Source organism: Streptomyces sp. NPDC099050 (assembly GCF_044759865.1).
In the GTDB taxonomy this organism is placed as follows: Bacteria; Actinomycetota; Actinomycetes; order Streptomycetales; family Streptomycetaceae; genus Streptomyces.
Map to the genome: position 1 here is coordinate 15,023 of NZ_JBIWAE010000046.1, position 18,615 is coordinate 33,637.

20 protein-coding genes and 3 pseudogenes are annotated in these 18,615 nt (G+C 70.0%); 8 read left to right on the forward strand and 15 right to left on the reverse strand.

All coding sequences use genetic code 11. The features are described from left to right. Positions 1-15: 15 nt before the first annotated feature. Positions 16-420, reverse strand: a pseudogene (locus ACIQV3_RS39330) (transposase family protein); the annotation flags it as partial. A 5-nt stretch (positions 421-425) separates the two neighbouring features. Beyond that, entirely contained in the window at positions 426-1,016 is a 591-nt protein-coding gene (locus tag ACIQV3_RS39335; protein ID WP_403721842.1) for a transposase, read from the reverse strand. Positions 1,017-1,330: 314 nt separating this feature from the next. On the opposite strand from ACIQV3_RS39335, the gene ACIQV3_RS39340 reads away from it, so the two are divergent. Beyond that, positions 1,331-2,122 (forward strand): IS5 family transposase, encoded by a 792-nt coding sequence (locus ACIQV3_RS39340; RefSeq protein WP_403721845.1) that lies wholly within the window; start codon positions 1,331-1,333, stop codon positions 2,120-2,122. Here the strand turns inward: ACIQV3_RS39340 and ACIQV3_RS39345 are convergent. From ACIQV3_RS39345 to ACIQV3_RS39355, 3 genes and pseudogenes are all read right to left on the reverse strand, one after another. Further along, positions 2,079-2,606 (reverse strand): hypothetical protein, encoded by a 528-nt coding sequence (locus ACIQV3_RS39345; RefSeq protein ID WP_403721847.1) that lies wholly within the window; start codon positions 2,604-2,606, stop codon positions 2,079-2,081. The genes ACIQV3_RS39340 and ACIQV3_RS39345 overlap by 44 nt on opposite strands. 142 nt (positions 2,607-2,748) lie before the next feature. Further along, positions 2,749-3,117: pseudogene (locus tag ACIQV3_RS39350) on the reverse strand (transposase); the annotation flags it as partial. 280 nt (positions 3,118-3,397) lie between these two features. Then, positions 3,398-3,759 (reverse strand): annotated as a pseudogene (locus ACIQV3_RS39355) (transposase family protein); the annotation flags it as partial. 132 nt (positions 3,760-3,891) lie between these two features. On the opposite strand from ACIQV3_RS39355, the gene ACIQV3_RS39360 reads away from it, so the two are divergent. Beyond that, a complete protein-coding gene (locus tag ACIQV3_RS39360) occupies positions 3,892-4,440 on the forward strand; it encodes a hypothetical protein (RefSeq protein WP_403721850.1) in 549 nt (182 codons plus the stop codon). Positions 4,441-5,079: 639 nt separating this feature from the next. Then, complete coding sequence (locus tag ACIQV3_RS39365) at positions 5,080-7,365, forward strand: aldehyde dehydrogenase family protein (protein WP_403721853.1); 2,286 nt, start codon at positions 5,080-5,082, stop codon at positions 7,363-7,365. Between the two features lie 1,159 nt (positions 7,366-8,524). On the opposite strand, the gene ACIQV3_RS39370 is transcribed toward ACIQV3_RS39365, so the two are convergent. Next, positions 8,525-8,863: a PRC-barrel domain-containing protein gene (locus tag ACIQV3_RS39370; protein ID WP_403721892.1), complete on the reverse strand. Its 339-nt coding sequence runs from the start codon at positions 8,861-8,863 to the stop codon at positions 8,525-8,527. A 44-nt stretch (positions 8,864-8,907) separates the two neighbouring features. Next, the gene (locus ACIQV3_RS39375) at positions 8,908-9,183 is read right to left on the reverse strand and encodes an isoamylase early set domain-containing protein (RefSeq protein ID WP_403721855.1); all 276 of its coding nucleotides are present in this window, start codon (positions 9,181-9,183) and stop codon (positions 8,908-8,910) included. A gap of 439 nt (positions 9,184-9,622) precedes the next feature. Here ACIQV3_RS39375 and ACIQV3_RS39380 point away from each other — a divergent pair, with 439 nt between their 5' ends. After that, positions 9,623-9,814 carry a hypothetical protein gene (locus ACIQV3_RS39380; protein ID WP_403721857.1) on the forward strand — a complete coding sequence of 64 codons (192 nt, stop codon included), beginning with the start codon at positions 9,623-9,625 and terminating at the stop codon, positions 9,812-9,814. Between the two features lie 141 nt (positions 9,815-9,955). Here the strand turns inward: ACIQV3_RS39380 and ACIQV3_RS39385 are convergent, their stop codons facing one another. The 5 genes from ACIQV3_RS39385 to ACIQV3_RS39405 form a co-directional block, all read right to left on the reverse strand. Continuing rightward, positions 9,956-10,153: a hypothetical protein gene (locus tag ACIQV3_RS39385; RefSeq protein WP_403721862.1), complete on the reverse strand. Its 198-nt coding sequence runs from the start codon at positions 10,151-10,153 to the stop codon at positions 9,956-9,958. Between the two features lie 30 nt (positions 10,154-10,183). After that, complete coding sequence (locus ACIQV3_RS39390) at positions 10,184-10,375, reverse strand: hypothetical protein (RefSeq protein WP_403721863.1); 192 nt, start codon at positions 10,373-10,375, stop codon at positions 10,184-10,186. A gap of 127 nt (positions 10,376-10,502) precedes the next feature. After that, positions 10,503-10,910 carry a PPOX class F420-dependent oxidoreductase gene (locus ACIQV3_RS39395; RefSeq protein WP_403721866.1) on the reverse strand — a complete coding sequence of 136 codons (408 nt, stop codon included), beginning with the start codon at positions 10,908-10,910 and terminating at the stop codon, positions 10,503-10,505. Between the two features lie 198 nt (positions 10,911-11,108). Next, the gene (locus tag ACIQV3_RS39400) at positions 11,109-11,312 is read right to left on the reverse strand and encodes a hypothetical protein (protein WP_403721869.1); all 204 of its coding nucleotides are present in this window, start codon (positions 11,310-11,312) and stop codon (positions 11,109-11,111) included. A gap of 277 nt (positions 11,313-11,589) precedes the next feature. After that, on the reverse strand, positions 11,590-12,012 hold the full coding sequence (locus tag ACIQV3_RS39405; protein WP_403721872.1) for an STAS domain-containing protein: 423 nt from the start codon (positions 12,010-12,012) through the stop codon (positions 11,590-11,592). Between the two features lie 1,122 nt (positions 12,013-13,134). Here ACIQV3_RS39405 and ACIQV3_RS39410 point away from each other — a divergent pair. The 3 genes from ACIQV3_RS39410 (at position 13,135) to ACIQV3_RS39420 (ending at position 15,126) form a co-directional block, all read left to right on the forward strand. Continuing rightward, positions 13,135-13,527: an STAS domain-containing protein gene (locus ACIQV3_RS39410; protein ID WP_403721873.1), complete on the forward strand. Its 393-nt coding sequence runs from the start codon at positions 13,135-13,137 to the stop codon at positions 13,525-13,527. A 121-nt stretch (positions 13,528-13,648) separates the two neighbouring features. Next, on the forward strand, positions 13,649-14,371 hold the full coding sequence (locus tag ACIQV3_RS39415; RefSeq protein ID WP_403721874.1) for an ANTAR domain-containing protein: 723 nt from the start codon (positions 13,649-13,651) through the stop codon (positions 14,369-14,371). 5 nt (positions 14,372-14,376) lie between these two features. Beyond that, entirely contained in the window at positions 14,377-15,126 is a 750-nt protein-coding gene (locus tag ACIQV3_RS39420; protein ID WP_403721876.1) for a GAF domain-containing protein, read from the forward strand. Positions 15,127-15,821: 695 nt separating this feature from the next. On the opposite strand, the gene ACIQV3_RS39425 is transcribed toward ACIQV3_RS39420, so the two are convergent. Genes ACIQV3_RS39425 through ACIQV3_RS39435 form a run of 3 tightly spaced genes read right to left on the reverse strand, consistent with a single transcriptional unit; the run spans position 15,822 to position 16,560 of the window. Next, positions 15,822-15,965, reverse strand: coding sequence for a hypothetical protein (locus ACIQV3_RS39425; protein ID WP_403721878.1), 144 nt, complete (start codon positions 15,963-15,965; stop codon positions 15,822-15,824). Continuing rightward, positions 15,962-16,330 (reverse strand): DUF6247 family protein, encoded by a 369-nt coding sequence (locus ACIQV3_RS39430; RefSeq protein ID WP_403721879.1) that lies wholly within the window; start codon positions 16,328-16,330, stop codon positions 15,962-15,964. The genes ACIQV3_RS39425 and ACIQV3_RS39430 overlap by 4 nt, the downstream gene beginning before the upstream one ends. A 35-nt stretch (positions 16,331-16,365) precedes the next feature. Continuing rightward, a complete protein-coding gene (locus ACIQV3_RS39435) occupies positions 16,366-16,560 on the reverse strand; it encodes a type II toxin-antitoxin system prevent-host-death family antitoxin (protein ID WP_403721882.1) in 195 nt (64 codons plus the stop codon). Positions 16,561-16,940: 380 nt separating this feature from the next. Between ACIQV3_RS39435 and ACIQV3_RS39440 the strand changes: the two genes are divergently transcribed. After that, positions 16,941-17,963, forward strand: a complete 1,023-nt coding sequence (locus ACIQV3_RS39440) for an aromatic acid exporter family protein (protein WP_403721885.1) — start codon at positions 16,941-16,943, stop codon at positions 17,961-17,963. Positions 17,964-18,615 lie beyond the last annotated feature (652 nt).

Here is an 18,615-nt window from a genome sequence, read left to right on the forward strand (position 1 = left end):
GAGCCTTTTCCAACCTCATGTTGAGGCGTGGTGGAGGACGAGGATGGCCTTCGCGATGTCGGTGATCCGGTTGGTGCTGCAGCGGAGCTTCCGCAGGAGGTGCCAACCCTTCAGCACGGCCATGGCCTGCTCGCCGACGCACCGGATCTTGGCGTGACTGCTGTTGTGCCGTCGCATCCAGCGCTTGAGCCGGCGGCCCCGGAAGGGGACTCGAATGTGCCGGCCGGCGCCTTGGTAGGCCTTGTCCGCCCAGCACTTCAGTCCCGCGACCGCGAGCGCGTCGACGATGCCATGGCTTCGTGCCGCGGTCAGGTCGTGAGTGGCTCCTGGCAGGGCCGGGGAAGCCCAGAGCAGTCGGCCGAATGGGTCGGTGAGGACCTGCACGTTCATGCCGTGCCGCTTGTGTTTGACGCCTCTATGTTTCGTCAAGCTGCCCTGGTCGCCATTGAAGTGCTGACGATCTTGAAGATCTTTCGGGCGAGATACCGCTTGAGGCATCTGATGATCTCCCTTCTGGTCCGGCCTTCCGCGGTCCGTCGCGCAAGGTAGGCGCGCGTCTCGGGGTGGTCGCGAAGCCGGGTAAGGGCGATGCGGAAGAGAGCTGCATTGGCCTGGCGGTCGCCTCCGCGGTTCAGTCGACGTCGCTGGCTCTTGCCGGACGACCGCTCGACCGGGCTCACTCCGCACAGTGCGGCGAAGGACGCCTCGCTGGAGAAGCGCTGCGGGTTGTCCCCGGCCGCGATCAGGAGAGCCGCGGCCGAGTCCGGTCCGACTCCGTGGAGTTCCAGCAGGTCGGGAGCAGTGTCCTGAACCCGTTGTTTGATCAAGCGCCCGAACTGGCGGATCTCTTCTGACAAGCTCTGCACGCGGCGCGCCAGTAGGCACAGGCTGAGCTCGACGGGCCGGGCGACGGTGGGGGACGTCGGGTCGGCAAGTTCGGCGCACCGAGCAATCAGTGCGCTGTTGGTCAACCCCGCGAGGGCCTCGCGCAGTTGGGGATCTGCGCAGACCAGCACGGCTTTGATCTGATTGATGGCCTGGGTTCGCGACTTGACCGCTGAGTGGCTGTTGTCGTTCCGATCTTGTGGGGTGTTGGTCGAACGGGGGTCCCGTTCGGGTGATCGCGGTGGGTTGCTGGCGTGAGAACAGGGCCTCTTGGTAGCTCGGTAGGTGTCTACGCCAACGAGTTTTCCAGGAGGCCCTGTTGTCGCAGTTCTACGCCTTCGTGCGGGTCGGGTCCAGTCCTCTCACCCCGTCGTGTGACTGTCTCGCGCACCGGTTCGGGAACGCCGCGGACAACGGGACGCGTGAGCGGCGCTACCCCACCGACATGACGGACGCGCAGTGGGCCGTGGTCCGTCCACTGCTGCCGGTGCCGGGCTGGCTGGAGGGCCGCGGCGGGCAGCCGGAGGCGTACTGCCACCGGACGATGTTGGACGCGCTCCACTACCTGGTCGACAACGGAACCAAATGGCGGGCCATGCCGGCCGATTTCCCGCCGTGGGACCGGGTCTACGCCTTCTTCCGGCGCTGGCGCGAGCACGGTCTGATCGTCGAGTTCCACGACCGGCTGCGCGGGAAGGTCCGCGAGAAGGCCGGCCGGGACCCGGAGCCGACCGCGGGTGTGATCGACTCCCAGTCGGTGAAAGCGGACGCCGTCGTGGGCGCGGACAGCCGCGGATTCGACGGCGGCAAGCTGATCAACGGCCGTAAGCGGCACGCGGTGGTGGACACGCTGGGACTGCTGCTGGGCGTGATGGTCACCGCCGCGGACACCGGCGACCGTACTGCCGCCCGGGTACTTCTCGAGCAGGTCACCGACGGGCATCACCGGCTGGAAGTGATCTGGGCCGACGGCGGATACACCGGCAGTCTCATCGAGCACTGCCTCACCACGCTCGCGCTGGTCCTGGCGATCGTGAAACGCAGCGACGACATGCGCGGCTTCGTCGTGCTGCCCAAGCGGTGGATCGTCGAGCGGTTCTTCGCTCACCTGATGCGCAGTCGCCGCCTCGTTCGCGACTTCGAACGCCGCACCGCGAGCGCCGAGGCGATGGTCTACTGGTCGATGACCCTGCTCATGACCCGCCGCCTGGCCCGGACGCGTTCGGCATCAGCGTGAACTGCCCCGGCGTCAACTCGGCCAGCCAGCCCCGGGCCACCAGCCTCTTCGCCTTCGAGCGGAGCGTCTCCACCTTCGCAGGCACCGGGTCGATGCCGAACGCGGCGGCCATCTCCTGGCAGGTCAAAGGTCCCTGGCCGAGACCTCCCTGGTCGGACAGGACCCGAAGGATGCGCTGGTAGTCCACCGACAGTGCCGACCAGGCCAGTCCCGCGCGCCACACCGGCACCACCGATTTCGGCTTCGCCGGCTCGGGCTGCGGATCTGTTTCCCGCAGGCCCTCGGTGGAATCCGGGGCGGCATCTCCAGCACCGCCCAGGGCCAGGACCTCGCCGACCCGCGAGCGGGCAATGACCCACTCGTTCCAGTCCTGCTCGGCCACCACCAGCTCGGCCTGGACGCGATCGGCCTCCTCTCGCAACTCCTCCACACGACGACGAGCAGCGAGCTCCCGTTCTTCCAGCAACCCAGAAACAGACGGCATCCGCGACCTCCCGGAGAACAACAACCCGACAGGCCACAACTCCCACCGAGTCACCGCTCCTATTCCTGACCAGCGGAAACACCGCGGCCACGACCGGAAAGACAACAGCCACTGAGTCTTTCGCAAGTTTGAAGACGCGTAGCGCTTCGACGGCACCGTCGCCGGACTTGGGCACGGCCGTGGCTCGGCCGGAGAGCACTGCCCGGGCCGCGGCCTCGGCATCGACCGCGTCGGTCTTCCCCCTGCTTCGGCGCATCGACCGGTCCGGGCAGTTGACCTCGATGACCGCGACGCCAAGCGAGCACAGCTTTCGTGCCAGGCCGGCCCCGTAAGAGCCGGTGCCCTCGACGCCGGCCTGGCTGACCTGCCCGTGCGACCGCGCCCAACTCCACAGGGCTTCGTACCCGTGCGTGGTAGCGGCGAAGGCCTCCGTGCCGAGCAGCCGGCCCGTGATGTCGATCATGGCGGCGACGTGGACGTCTTTGTGCGTGTCCACCCCGAGGACGACCATCTGGTGAGGCTGCTGCTCAGAACCAGGCTGTATAGGGCTCACGACGGGCTCTCCTCAGTGCTCAGCGGCGGTGAGATGCGCTGACACCGTGCAGGGCCGCAGGTCAGGACTGTGACGACGCCTCGGAAGGAGACAAAGCCTCTATTGGGACACATTCCGCCTTGCCCGGTGCCAGCACGCACCGCCCCGACGCGGTGGCCGACAGATCAAACACCAGGCACCAAGGGCCAGCCAGAGTACGAGTCAGACCCCGCGTCGAGGCGGCACACCCATACTCACAGCCCGAGTAGTAGGGGGTGTCGGCGGCGATCCGGTCGATCGGCATCAGCGTGCCGTCCAGGATCACGAACGCTTTCTCCCGGGCCGTCTCCATCGCCTCGGCCAGCGTCGGTGCGCGAGCGGCCAGGACTTCGACGGCCTCGCGTATGTACCGGTAGACGGTCGCGATGCCGATTCCGAAGCCGGCGGCAAGCTGGGCGTAGGTGTCGCCACACCGCAGATAGGCCAGGGCGAGCAGGGCCTGACGGCCGGCCGGCAGCCGTCGCCACCGCGTACCGATCTCCCGTCGCCGGACTGCAAGCTGCCCGGCCAGGTGCCGCAAGTACTGCTGGACAGATCGATCGACGACGGGTAGACAAGCACGCGAAGCTCCTGGCGGACACGGGTGATCTTGGTCGAGAACCCATCTACCAGGAGCTTCGTCGTTCCGTACAGCCCGCACCGACCAACACCACAGCCCCACGGTCAGGTTGAAAGGGGCTCCGTGGCCGTCTCGTGTCGGCACTTGCGGCGTTCGCGATCGTGCCCGCCGCGCTGCTGACGGGCGCACCCGCCGCCCACGCCGCGACGGTGGTGTCGTGCACGGGCGGTTCGGGCACGGTGGGCTTCAGCCGTGCGGTGCCCACCCTGCTCCCGGCGGACATCGACGTCAGCACGACCGGTCCCGTGCGGTTTGCCGGATGCTCCGGCGGCGGGATCACCGACGCGCAGTTCACCGCCACCGGCTCCGCGCTGGCGGCCCTGTGCCTCCCAGTAGTCGATAGCTTCGTCGTCGCCGGCGCGACGGGCACCCTGACGGTCACCTGGAGCGGCGGCAGCGGCCCCGCCACCACAACCGTCGCCTGGGCCGCCGCAGCGGTCACCCAAGTCGGCCCCGGTCTCTCCGCCGTTGAGATCACCGGTGCCACTACCGGCGGCCGGTTCCACAACGGTGTCACCCCCGCGGTCTTCACCAGCCTGGCCACCGTGGCCTTCGACTCCCCCTGCACCCAGGGCGCCACCAGCGCCACCCTCGCAGGTGATTTCGTACTCATCACCCCGTAACGACCGCTACGTCTTTCGAAGCCCGCCCGGCTACAACCGTGTTGCGAGATGTCCGCCGGTGCCCGCAGCTATCAAAGAAGGGTGCGGCTCGTCCTGAGGGGTGCGCTCCGATCAGGACGAGCCGCACCCCGAGCCGATCCACCAACTGCTGTGGGGACAGCCCCTTTCACCCTGCCGTCAGGCCTCGGTGGGAACTGGGCTCGTCGCTCCTCAGGCGTTTCAGAGGGCCGCGGTGGCCACGGAGCGCGGTTGGCCCCGCGACCGGACCTGAGTCTCCCTGAGCCAACTCGGACGGCAGAGGTCGCCACGGGGTGCCTCCCGTTCTCGTGAGCTCCGCCCCCGGACCGACCCGACTGCCTCCCGAAACGGTGCACAACCGGCTGGGGTCGGTGGGTGCGGATTCGGTCCGGACGGCGCCGGCCGCAGCCGTTTCGGGGCTCGCTCTGACGCCCCGCCCGGAGCAGAGAGCCGGCGAGATGCGGGACGTGCTGATGGCCGTGTCGGAGCTCGCGAAGCACCTGAGGACGCGTCATCCGAACGGGCCGGGGGGAATCCTCCCGAGCTGGAAGATCACTCGTTCCGGGGAACAAGCCGGGACCGGGTAGGTCCGGATGGCCTCCAGCCCCCAGCATCAGGGCCATGGATCACCGCCCGCCCACCACCCTCGGCTACCCCTCCTACCCCGTCCTCCTCGGCGGGGTAGGCGAGCCCGGCGACGGCTGGGTGCACTGGCCCCGGTCGAGCGCACTGCTGGAGGACCTGTACGAGGGCCTCGCGCTCAAGGCCCGGCTCGACTGCGGCCGGGCCGCCGAAGGGGACGTGCAGGACCCGCGCCTGGTGGGACGGGTGGCGCTCTCCACCCCCGCCCAGGCCCGGGCCGCGCTGGAGCACGCGAGGACGGCCCGGCGCGGCTGGGCCCGGGTGCCCCTGGAGCGGCGCCTGGAGTTCGCCGAAGCCGTCCACCACGCGCTGCGCGAGCGCGCCGAGGAGTTCACCGGGGTCCTCGTCGCGGAGGGGCACCCGGTGACGGCGGCCCGCTGGGCGCTGGCCTCCGCCCTGGCCCTCACCCACCCCGACTCCCTGGGGCACGCCCGGGATTCGATGGTGTGGGAGGGCGTGCAGGCCGGACGGCTGGTCCGCCTGGTGCGCAAGCCGGACGGGGTGGTGTGCCTGAACCCGGCGCGCAACGCCTCCGTGCTCGCCGCCCTCTGCGGGGTACCCGCCCTCGCCGCCGGGAACACCCTGATCGTCAACGCCCCTCCTGCCGTGCCGCTCGGGGTGGCGTACGTCTTCCACGAGATCGTCGCGCCGCTGCTCGCCGAGCACGGGGCCCCGTACGGGACGCTGAGCGTTCTGTGCGCGCCCTCCCGGCCGATGCTGCGGACCTGGCTGGAATCCCCCGAGTGCGACGACATCTTCTACTTCGGGGCTTCCACGCACGGCGCCGGGCTGGCCCGGGACTGCCTGGACCACGGCAAGAAGCCGGTCATGGAACTGGCGGGCAACGACGCCCTGGTCGTCTGGCGCGACGCCGATCTCGGCGGGGCCGTGGAGGCCGCCGTCGAGCGGTACTGGGGCTCGGGGCAGCTGTGCATCGCGCCGAAGTTCGCCCTGGTGCACCCGGCGGTGGCCGAGGAGTTCACGCGCCGCCTGCGCACCCGCGTCGAGGGCCTGCGGGTGGGTCCGCCCGAGGACCCGGAGGTCGTACTGAGTCCCGTGGTCAAGCGGGCCCAGTGCACGGAGGTCCTCGAGGACGCCATTGCCCAGGGGGCCGAGCTGCTGTGCGGAGGCGAGCTGGTCGACGTACGGGACCGGCCCACGCCGCGTGGGCCGTTCGTCCGGCCGGTGCTGCTGCGTGTGGAGGGCCTGGAGCGGGCGACGCGGATGCGGGCGGTGACGGAGGAGACCTTCTTCCCGCTGATGTGCGTGGTCGTGCCGGACCAGGCGCCGGACCGTGAGCTGCTCGATACCCTCCTCGCCTTCGTCGACGGCAACCCGTACGGGCTGCGCAACTCCCTGTGGGCCCGCGACCTTGAGGTCGTGGACCGCTTCGCCGACGAGGTGTCCAACGGCGGCTTCCTCAAAGTCAACGACAGCCACATCGGCACCCTGCCCGTACTGCCGCTCATCGGCGGCACGGGCCTGTCCGGCGGGGTGTTCGGCGAGGCCAACCTGCCCTGGATGCGCACGACCCGGCTCCAGGGAATCAGCATCGCCGGCCCGGACCTTGCGGACGGCGAGCGCTTCGACCACCTCGCGGCTGTGGGCTTCGGCCGCCCCCAAACCTCCCGGCAGCCGTCAACAGCGGCCGGCCGGGACCCCTTGCACCACCCCGAGCAGCACTACGAGAGGAACACCCCCATGACCAGCCTGTCCGGAACCGCCCTGCTCCACCGCAAGTTCGACGTCTGCTTCGGTCACATCGACGCCGACGGCAACGGCTCGGTGGACCGCGAGGACCTCCTGACCCTGGGCGCGCAGCTGCTGGCAAAGTTCGGAGAGTCGGCCACCTCCCCCAAGGGCACCCTCCTGATGGACGGTCTGGCCCGGTTCTGGGACGCCCTCTCGGCCGCAGCCGACGCCGACGGCGACAAGCGCCTGACCCCGCAGGAGTACCGGACCGGTATGGAGAGCGCGTTCATCACCTCGTCCGCCGGCTTCGACCAGGCCTTCCGCCCCCTGACGGAGGCGATCGTCGGACTCCTCGACACGGACGGCGACGGCGAGGTCGACGAGAAGGAGTTCCTGGCCTGGCAGGAAGTGTTCCGCACCTCCCAGAACGACCGCGAGGCCGCCTTCCGCCACCTGGACCGCGACGGCAGCGGCAAGCTGAGCGTCCAGGAGCTCCTCACCGCCCAGCGCGAGTACTACACCAGCCCCGACCAGAACGCCGCCGGCAACTGGCTCTTCGGCAAGCTCGCCTAAGGACACCCGGAACACGGGAAAGGGGTCTGTCCGCCAAACGGCTCTGCCGCATGTGGCAGACCCCTCCACCACCCAGCCAGACAGGACGGTCCGTCCCCTCCACGTAGTCCGCCAGGAGCAGCAGCGGATCGTCCACCCGGACGGTGCAGGTCCGCGATAAGGCCGCACCCCGGTGTACACGTTCCGCGGCCGGCCGGTCCCGTTCGCACTCACCACCGCGAAGCCCGACGAACGCGAGACACTGCTCGACAGACTTCGACACCGCGCCCGACGTCGAAGCAGCCCACCCCGGCCAGACGACCGCCCCCTACGGCATCCAGTACGAGGAGTGACGCCCGGTGCCATGGACAACTCGGCCTGGACTGGGGAACCACGCGGGGAGCAGGTCTGGGGAGACTATGAGCAGGCGATGGGGAATTCCAGTGAGGCCCGTCAACCCAGGGTCGGCCGCGCCCCGCACCCGGGGCCAGCCAGGACAGCCCCGCACCCGGCCCCGGTCGGGCGCGCCGACGGACACCTGGACATCGCCGAGCACCCGAAGGTGCGCGCCTGGGCGCGGCCAGGGGCTGACCGGCCGGGCCACGACCGGCGCCCCGGCCGTTCAAGGGCGAGCCGGAAGCCCGTGGCCTACCGGCCGCGGGCTTTCCTGAAAATCGGACCGGCCAGTGACCTTCGGCCTCCGCGGTCGTTCGCGCAGCGGAGCACCCGCCGGCCGCAGCGGCAGGTCATGGGAAGAACGGAGTGCGCAGCGTGGAGGAGGAGCCTGTGGTGGCCGTGTCCGGTCTTGCCGCTCTGTCGGGTCCCAGTGGTCTGGGGATCTCGGCGGCGCGTATTGCCTCGTTCCTGGCCGGGCCGCGTGTCCCCGTGCCCCGGGCGTCGCCTGAGGAGGTGGGCGGGGCGGGCGGGCCTGCCACTCGGCCATGCCCTCCATCACCGAATCGGTGATCGTGGAGATGGTCTGTTTGGAGACCGGCTGGCTGCCCCGCGCCTGGCGCGACGGTGGTGTGACCGCAGGCCGGCGGAGAGCGTCCCGTCGGGCCGCTCTGTGCGTCAGCGGCGCTGTCGCCTGGCCGCCCGATGGGCAGGCGACCTCGACGAATCACCTGCCGGGCTGCGGCTCCCGTACGTGGTGGGGGAACCGCGGCCCGGCGGGCCGGGCTCAGATGTGGCCGCGCCCGTAGTACTGGCCGAGCTGGTCGCGGTAGGCCGCATCCCCGCGGTGCTTGTCCTTGTCGTACTCGGGCGAGTCCTTGATCTGGTCCTTGGTGAGGCTGACCTGGATCTCCTTCTCCTTCACGTCGACGCGCACGACGGTGCCGGCGGGCAGCAGGACCTCCTTGCCGAAGATCCAGGGGCCGGTGTCGACGACGATGTAGGAGGAGCCGACCTCCTCGGTGGCCTCGTCGACCTTGCCGATGTGCCCGTCGGTGGCCTCGACCTTGAAGCCGACCAGGCTGGTGCCGGGCGTGTAGTGCGAGGCGGGGTTGTAGCTCCACATGTCGGTCACGTTCGTGAACTCTCCTTCTTGGGTGAGGCGGGCTGTCAGGTGTGCAGGAGGCTGTTGCGGCCGTCATGGCCGTCAGCGCCGTCCTCATCGAGCCAGTGGCCGCCATCGGCGAGGTAGCGGAAGCCGTGGCGCTGGTCCACCGGCAGGGTGACCGTGACCGCACGACTGCCATCGGGCCGCTCGAGCATCGGGTGGGCGCCCGGCCGCCAGTCGTTGAAGTCGCCGACCACGCTGACCTCACCGGCCGGATGGCCGGCGGGCAGGACGAACGTGATCTCGGTCTGCTTCTTACGCCGGGCGCGCTCCAACATCGACTGTCAGCTCCTCACATCAGGGGCAGTGGCTGCGCCATCCATGCCCGCTACCGGGCCAAAGCCAGCACGGGACTACGCCACACGCCACAGCTGCCACCCGAGCGGGTTCAGTACCGGCCGAGAGCCGGCCGAGCCGGCCCTGCGCGCGCCGCCGGCCCTCCGGCTCCGCCCGCTCGGTGCTCGCACTGGATGCCCTCGCCTGCTGACGGCCCACCTGCCGGCTGCGCATCTCGATGGCCCCATCCGCGTGACCTGGCCGGACCTTTTGCCGTTGGAGACGGCGACAGGCGCCCCGGCCTCCTCCCCCACGGGCCGGGTTGCGTGACGGCCCCTGACCCACCCCCGGCGTCAGGGGCCGTCGTCATTGCCCGCACAGGCACTCGGCGCCGCTGGTCTGTGCTCTGCTGTTGCGGTGGATTTCGCCGCGGACAACCGTATGACCCACCTGCCGGGCGAGGGAGCGGCTGTTCCCCCGCGGGCCAGGGAGACGGTGGAGGAGATCGTGGAGACGGTCCGCCACGATGATGACGAGCGGATCCGGTCCCTGCTGGTGGTGCTGGCCGAGGTCGCGGACGCGGCGACCCTGCTGTACCTGCGCGAGCGGCTCGACACGGAGCGGCTGCGCTGACCTGGGCGGGGGGCTGCCGGAGCGGCGGGCCCAACCACGGTGCGCCGCTCCGGCAGTCGGGGGAGCATGCGCGCCGGTACGCGGGGGCTCGCTCCCCTGAGGGTGGTGCCCGGCTCGGGGACAGGCACCACGGGGGGTGGGTCAGGGGTGGGGCCAGGGGTAGCGGCGGGCGAGGGTGGCCCCTTCTTCCTCGTGCCGGCCCGGGTCGAGGCGTCCTGTGTTCTGCCACTCCTGGACGAGAGCCGCGTAGATCGGTTCCAGGTCGGGGCGGGGAACCGTTTCTCCGCCTCCTCGCCGTCCACCGATGACCGGGGTAAGCCGCATCGTCGTCGTGGTCATATCCGGTTCAACACGCGACCGCCCGGCCGGTTACCCAGGTCCGGGGCCGGATTCGTCGAGGGCGGTGCGGGCGGTAGCGAAGTCCAGGAGCAGGCAGAACTCCTCGAACGCGATCCGCAGGACGTCGGCGGCGCATGTTCCCCACCCGCGGCCGTGCCCGGCACCGACGTACGCCCGGTCCAGGAGGACACCGGGAAGCCGCGCGGGCCAAGTAGAGCTCACCGCGCGAACTGCTGTCGGGTCCCGCTCGGATTCGGGGTGCCGCGTCTCAGCGACCGGACGGGCCCGCAGGTAAATCTCCTGAGGACCCGTCCGGCGTCCGTTCAGAGGAGGGTGCCGGAAGCGTGTGTCAGATCGAGCCGACGACCTTGCGCGGGGTGACGCGGACGACGACCCGGTCGGTGTCGTCCTTGGACGCCGGGTTGAAGTCGGCGTAGTCCTTGCCCGTGTACTTGCGCGACAGTTCGTCGATCAGTTCCTGCCCGCCCTCAGTGGTCAGCGTGGCCGTGCCGCGGACCTCGGCGTAGGTGTAGGGCGCGTTGTGCGGGTTGATCATGACGGTGATCCGCGGATCGGCGCGCAGGTTCTTCTCCTTGCGTCGGCCGAGGGTCGTGGATACCAGCAGGTCGTTGCCGTCCCGGGTGAGCCAGGTGATCGACAGCTGCGGGCTGCCGTCCGGCTGGATCGTGGCGACGGTCGCGAAAACCGGGCTGTCGTCGATGAGCTTCTTCAGGTCCTCGGAGAGTTCGGCGGACACGGAGCGGGTTCCTTCCCTCGGCTGACTACTGTCCCCGGGATCAACTGCCGTCAGTGGAGATCAGCAACGGACAGCCCCGCAAAATCGCGGCTGTCCCCCGGTACGTTCCGGCCGCTCCGGCGGCCGGGCCGGGCGCCGGTGGTGCGAAGACTCCCCGTGGGGCGGTGCGGTGCCGGGGGCGATCCGCACCGGAGGATCTCAGCGGCGGGGCCAGGTGTAGCGGCGGATGAGGACGGCCCATTCCTCGTCGTGCCGGCCCGGGACGAGGTGTCCTGCGCTTTCCCACCGCTGCGCGAGTTCGGCGAAGATCGGCTCCAGCCTGTGGCGGTGAATCGTTTCTCCGCCGTGGGGCTGGTCACCGGTGACGGGGGTGAGCCGCATCGTCGTTGTGGTGGTCGTCATGTGGGTTCGACGCCCGCACGCCCGGGGGGTCAGCGACACGGGACGGGATTCCCTCCGGGACGGGGCAGGGTGGGGCCCACGCGGCTGTCGCGGGCCCCACCTGCCCTGGTCTATGCCGTGGAGCTCAAGACAGGGGGCGCCAGGGGGCAGTGGATCAGGGTCCTGTGAGGCGTGGTCCGGGGAGATTGTGCGGCCCGGTGGCGGCGTGGTTCGCGTGGTTCCCAGTACGCAAGGAGTACCGCCGCGAGCATCGGGACACAGGTCAGGAGTATGAACGTCATGACGTGGCCACCGCCGTCAGTGAGCCGGCCGGGGCCGGCTGCTGTGCCGCTGCGGCGGCCGCGAGCAGGAGGCGCTCCACGGCCCGGGAGCGGTTCGCCAGCCTGAGGCGGCGCCCGCTTTGGGGCCACCACCGCAGGACGGCCAGGAAGCCTGAGTCGCAGAACGTGACGCGGGAGGTGTCCAGAACGAGCCCGGTGTAGCCGTCGGAGACGGCCGAGGCCAACAGGGCCCGCAGCGGGGCGGCGCTGAAGTGGTCGATCTCCCCGGTGAGGTGGAGGACCAGGGTGGTGTCGAGGGTGGTGTGGGAGTGGACGACTATGGCGCCGGGCGCGGTGTCCGCGCCCGAGTCGTGCGGGGTAGGACCCGCCGATACCGAGGGAGTGCCGGGCAGTATCGGGACGGTGCTCGATGTACTCACAACCCCATCAACGCCCGCCACCACGGAGCAGGAAACGCGTCACGCAGCCCTTTCACCCCATGTGACCAGCACAGATCCCCCGTGGAGGGAAAGATTCCACCCGAACGAGGCAGTCCCGGCATCTGAGGCGCGGTCCCCGCTGACCTGCCGCCCCGGCAAATCCGGCCGCCTCGCGGCAGTAGCCGGCCGGCAGGCGGAGGCCTGGGCAGGCGGTAATGACAGTCATCCATCCCCGAAGGCCGCTTCCCCCCGGTTCCCCTCCATGAGTCCCCCACGGTTGCCTCCCCTGGTAGCCCCCGCGTCTCCCCCGATGCTGCAGAAGAGACGAAGCACCACCCGTGCCGCACAGACCCTGGGATCGTGGCCGTGTGAACACAACCAGCACCGGCCACCCGCCGGCGGCCCTGCGAACACCGGCCCGGACATGGTGAACGCCGGACGGCCCGAGTCTGGCTGCGTATGGGCCCCACCACCCGTATCCGTGCCGACAAGGTCACAGCCGTCACCCCCGGAGGCGACCACCTCTACCTCCAAGTCACCGGCGTCCCGGACGGCCTGGTCCTCCACCTCCCCGTCGGCGCGGAGCGCACCGGCGCAGCGGCACCCGCGTCGACTGGGCTGATGAACTCCGGCGCGTCATCGAGCAGGCCGCCGCCGAGCCCGTGGGGACCCTGGTCACCTTCGAGTCGGCCAACGGCTTCCACGCCGTCGGCTTCACCGCCCACTCACTGACCGGCGACGGCCGCCCCCTCATCCAGCCCCCGCTCCACCCCGTTCCCGACGTCATTCCTCAGCGGCCCATCCCCGCCACCTGGGCAGCCCGCGCAGCAGCAGGGAGGGGTGAGCTCTGGGGAGGACGGTCTGATGTGAAGTGGTTACGCCGAGTGCGGGTTGCGGGCTATGCTGCGCGAAGCGTCCCAGACCCCGACGTGGCCAGTACTGGCTTGTAGTACAGGTGCCTGCGGGGGACGGATGAACGTGTCCGACCGCCTGTGTGCGTCTTCCGAGGGCTCCGTGCCCTGTCGAAGAGTCTGACCGCATGGAGAGCGTGCCGGGCGGGATCCGCACACCGGGCTCCGCCCTTGGGGCGCTGCGCCGGTTGGTCGCGTGAACCGAGGCATCATGCCCGTTCTGCAGAGCCTGAACGTCTATCGGCACGACCGAGGGGTCCGGGCGTCGATCATCCTGGCCGGTGAGCTCGACCTGGCTACGGCCCCACTCGTGCGCGCGGCGCTGGAGGGCTGTGCGCGCGAGGGGATCCACACCATCGACGTCGATGTGAGCGCGCTCACGTTCTGCGACGTGAGCGGCCTCAACGTCTTCCTCGCGGCCGCGAGGGCCGCTGCTGCGGCCGGCGGTTCGCTGCGCCTGCACCACCCCGGGCGGGCACTGGCCCGGCTGCTGGACCTCACCGGTGCCGGCTTCCTCCTCCAAGACCTGCCGGGCCTTCCGGCCGCCGTCGTGCGTCCCCCGCCCCCGCACGGGGCGCCCTTCGCTCTGCCCCTGGCGTCGTGACGGGGCCATCCGGTGGAACTAGGGTGGGCTGTAGTCGCCCGTGGCCGACGCGCGCGCGAAGGGATCACGACACCATGCGGGTCCGCTCACTTTCGCTACCAGCCTCGCCCGGCGGTGCCCGGTGATCAGTGACCGTATGGCCGAGGTCCTGCGTGGACTCGAGCGCCGGGACGGCACCCATCAAGTCGCCGACGTCACCGCGGCGGGCGCCGCCGCGCTGGGCGTGGACGCCCTGGCGGTCTCCCTGCTGACCGGGGACGTGACCGAACCGCTCTGGTGTTCCGATGAGACCTCCCAGCACTTCGAGGACCTGCAGTTCACCCTCGGCGAGGGCCCTGGACCCGACACGCTGCGCAGCGGAGCGATGGTGCTGGTGCCGGACCTGGCCCAGGTCCGGCCTGACCGCTGGGCCGCCCTGGCCGCGGAGTCCACACCGGTGCGGGCGGTGTTCTGCTTCCCGATGGGGATCGGCGCCATCAGCGTTGGTGTGCTGACCGCCGTGCGCCGCACCCCCGGCGCGCTCACCGCACACCAGGTAGGCGACGCGCTGGTACTCGCCGCCGCCCTCACCGCCCGCCTCCTGGGCAACAGCGAACCCCACGCCGGCGTCCCCGCCCCTCTCGATCCACCCCACACCCTGCAGCGTGCGGTCGTCCACCAGGCGACCGGCATGCTCAGCGTCCAGCTCGCCCTGACACTGCCGCAGGCCCTCCTGCGGCTGCGCGCCCACGCCTACAGCAGCGGGCGCCCCATCACCGACGTCTGCCAGGACGTCGTGGAGCGCCGGCTGCGCCTGGAGCACGACGACAACGGGACGCCCCCGCCCCACGCAGAGAAGGACTGATCGACATGACCCGCGAGCAACGACTCACCGAAGTCTTCGTGGAGGTCGCCGACTCCCTCATCGACGACTTCGACGTCATCGACTTCCTCCAGCGACTCTCCGAACGCTGCGTGGAACTCCTCGACGTCGCGGCCGCCGGCATCCTGCTCGCCGACCAGCACGACGAACTGCAGACCATCGCGGCGTCCGACGAGCACACCCGCCTGCTGGAGCTCTTCGCGCTGCAGCACGACCAGGGGCCGTGCGTCGAGTGCTACCGCACCGGCAGCCCCCGCCTCAACATCGACCTGACCGACCCCCACATCACCCAGGAGTGGCCGCAGTTCGCCACCCGCGCACGCCAGACCGGCTTCGTCGTCACCAATGCCATCCCATTGCGCCTGCGCCGCCGGGTGATCGGCACGCTCGGCCTGTTCCAGACCAATCCGGCCCCGCTCGGCCCCGCGGACCTCACGCTCGCCCAGGCGCTGGCCGACATCGCGACCATCGCCATCCAGCAGCAGCGCACCCTGGACAACAGTGAGGTCGAGCGCGGCCAGCTCCAGTCCGCACTCACCAGCCGAATCGTCCTGGAACAGGTCAAGGGCATCCTCGCCGAGCGCTGGCAGACTACCGTCGACGACGCATTCACCGCCTTCCGCGCCTACGCGCGCACTCACCAGCACCAACTCGCCCAACTGGCCCGCGAGATCGCAACCGGTACCTTCGACACCGACCTGATCCCCCACCCGACCAGCCCTACGCCCCAGCCCTGACCACCGAACCGCCCCAGACGGGCGCCAACGGTGACGCCCAGGCCCGGCCGTGGACGGCTTGCCCTCCACGGGCGCGCCTTGGGCTCTGGAGGTGGATGCGGACAGGCTGCTCCTGCGCGGCCGCCTCCAGCTCACGGAAGACGGCGCCGCCTATCTACAGATGGGTTACTTACCAGTCCTGTTCGAAATCGCGCCACCGATCCCCGACAGTGCCGATGGCGCGCCTAGGTGGAGATCAGCGTCGAAGCCGGCGGCGTAGCCCCCTACCCCGATCAGACCTGGCAGCACAAGATCTTCGACAGAGCCGAATTACATGACCGCTGAGAGTCGAAGTTGGCCAGGAGGAGGGTGGCAGCCTCATGGGCGTCAACATCGCCGCAGATGACCGACAGCGAGTCACCCTGGTCAGCACCCCGGAGTGTGACGTGGGGGCAGACAAACAATCGCGTCATTGCTTGGATCCGTACCTCAACCAGCCGTAGTCATCACGGAAGCGCGGTCAGTCGCACCCGGATCAGGCCCAGAACGCGTCGGTGACGGTGATCTGAGGGTCGGCGTTGCGGCGTATGAAGGTGAAGACAAGCCAGCCGCGGCCGCCCGCGAGGTCGGCGATGTGCGGGCCGCCCGGGCTGGTCGAGGCCAGCGGGCGGACGGTGATCCAGTGAGGCAGGGATACGTCGGCGTCGATACCCCGGTTAGTAGGGGTCGATGGCCGTGACCAGCTCTGCCCGGGCTGAGAGGAGCAGCTGCTTACCGTCCTCGGGCATGCTCTCGAATTCGTGGAGCGGCTCTGCCGTCCAGTCCATCTGCCAGGGTGGGCGTGGGAGCTCGTCGGTCACCGGCCAGGCTCCACGGTGGCCGCCTGGGCGCGCAGTCGGCTGTACTCGGCCAGGAGCCGGGCGGATTCCTCGGGGTCTTCGGACTTCGCGGCGCGGGCCTCTAGGTCGCGCAGGTGTGCTTCCAGGCCAGGGTCGCGGGCGATGGCGTACTGGGTCCACCACAGCCGCATGAAGGCCGGGACCGGGGTGAGGTTGAACGCGTCCCCGATGGCGCGACGCCAGTGAGCCTCGAAATCCGGCAGCAAGTGCGGGGCGTGTTCCTGGATGGCCAGGCGCAGAGCCTGAGGGGTGCGTTCGGGCATCAGCGGCACCCGGCGGGGCTGGTCGCCGTCCGGGCCGTCGAAGTGGATGGGCTGCGCTGTCATGGCGAAGGGGCTCCTGGTATGGCTGTGGTCCGGCCTCAGGCCGCGTCCTGCTCGGCGGGGGTCGAGGGGTGTTGTGCCATGTACTGCTCGAACCATTCGGCCGGCACAAGGTAGGCGAGGGTTTTGCCCTTGCGGGTGATCGCGGCCGGTTCACCGGCGATCCGGGTGCGGTCGAGGATCTCGCCCATCTGCTTGCGGAGGTCGATCGTCGTGTACGCCTTCGTCTCCATCCACCCAACCTACCCCAACTATCATAGTTGCGATAGTCACATGCGGTGCCTTCGCTCCCCGCCACCGTGATCCGCTGCGTCCCGTCTCCGAAGCCCTGCATGCCAGATCGCGGAGGGTTGAGGGCGCCTGAACACCTGATCGTCATCTCCGCACATCGGGTGACGCCGGGCGCAGGGGTTTGCACGCCCGGCCGGTCCTGCGCGTTTGTCGTCGCCGGACGGGCAGACGGTCCCCCGGGGGGTGATACGTCGTGCCGAGGTGGTTCAGTGTTCCGGGAAGGGCGAAGTCGGCGGCCGCGCAGGCCGCCGCGCACGCGTGGCGTGGCGTGCGGACGCCGGGCAGTGAACGGAACGCTCTGCTTCTGGGCGCCAAGACGGTCGTGGCAGCCATGGTGGCGTGGACCCTGGCCCGCTACTTCCTGCCCGCGGCCGTGGCCACGTTCGCGCCGTACACGGCGATGGTGGCCTTGCAGGCGACTGTGTACCGCTCACTGCGCGACTGTGCCCAGTACGCACTGGCCATGGCGCTCGGCGCGACACTGGCCGCAGCCCTGGCGGCCGGCGCGGGCATCCACGGGTGGACCTTCGGTCTCCTCACCCTGGCCGCGCTCTGGCTCGGCCACGTGCTGCGGCTGGGTCAACAGGGCAACCAGGTTGCCATCGTGGGGTTCTTCGCCTTCTCCTCCGGTCAGGGCCGGATCGACTACATCGGCCACCTGGCCGCTTCGGTGGCCATCGGCGCCGTCTGCGGACTCGCCGCCCACCTCGTCCTGGCTCCCGCCCGCCACGCCCGCCACCGGCAGACGGCAGCCGCGGACCTCTACGCGGAGATGAGCAAACGGGTCGGCGGTCTGGCCGACACTTTCGAGGCGACGATTCCCGATGCCGACCGGGTCCGGCAGTGGCGCCGCGATTGGCATCGCCTCGCCCGCGACTGCCAAACCCTCCAGCGGAACATCGACACCGAGGAGGAGAACAGCCTCCTCAACCCCCGCCGCAGCTTCGAAGGCGCCGCCCGGGCCCTGCCACGGACCCGCGCGTCGATCACCATCGCCCAACGCTCACTGGACCACCTGCGCTCCATCACGCGCACCCTCGACTACGCCATCGACAGCCAGGAGATCGAGAACCTTCCTCCATCCTTCCGCACCGGCTTCTGCTCCGTGCTGAGAACCTCGGCCAGCGCGATGCAAGAGATAGGGCAGACACCCCGAACCGACGACAGCCACCTCGCCCGGCTGATCGAAGATGCCGCATCCAAACTCGCTCAGGTCCAGACGCACTCCCAGACGCACCCTGAAAGCCGGCCAGCGTCCCCGACCCTGCAAGGGACCCTCGTCACGGACGCCGCGCGCCTCCTGGCCGAACTCCGCACGGGCCAACAGGACCTCAACCACACCTGAACCACTCGGCAACGAGCTTCGGCGCAGGCACGAAGTCGTCGATTCTGTCGCGCAGAGCCCCACCGACGGGCGCAACCGCCCGCTCAACGACATCTCCATCCAGTCCATCGACCGGCGCAAGTCCTGACCTGTTGAGCGACGCTCTGTATGAGCAGGAACGAGCGGCTTCGCGACAGTCACGGTGGAGACGTCCGTGTGAGAGGCCGGATGCCTTGGGTGTACTTGGTGTGCGACGACACGGTGAGCACGCCCGCCTCCGCGGCCGCCCAGGCCACCCAGATGTGGTCCACGCCGGGCCGCTACGAGTTCACCGTGCCCGAGGGCGTGACCACGATGACCGCCACCGCCACCGCCACCGCCACCGTCACCGGCGGGCGGACGGTCATGGGCCGGCATCGGCGCCGCCGTCAAGGCCGACACCCCAGGGCGCCTGTGGAAGTGCACGCAGCCGCACCGGTACGCGGTGGTGCCTTCCCTCCACCCTGTCGATTACCGGCCGTTCCACCGAGAGCCATAGCCCGGTGACACTCCGTCCTGCGACGCTCTGACCAGGGCGGCGGAAGATTTCAAGTCAAGTGAGACGGTTGGGGTGCTATGAAGCTTGTTGTGCGGGTTCCCTGCGCTTGGCCGGATCGTTGATCCACACGCGTCG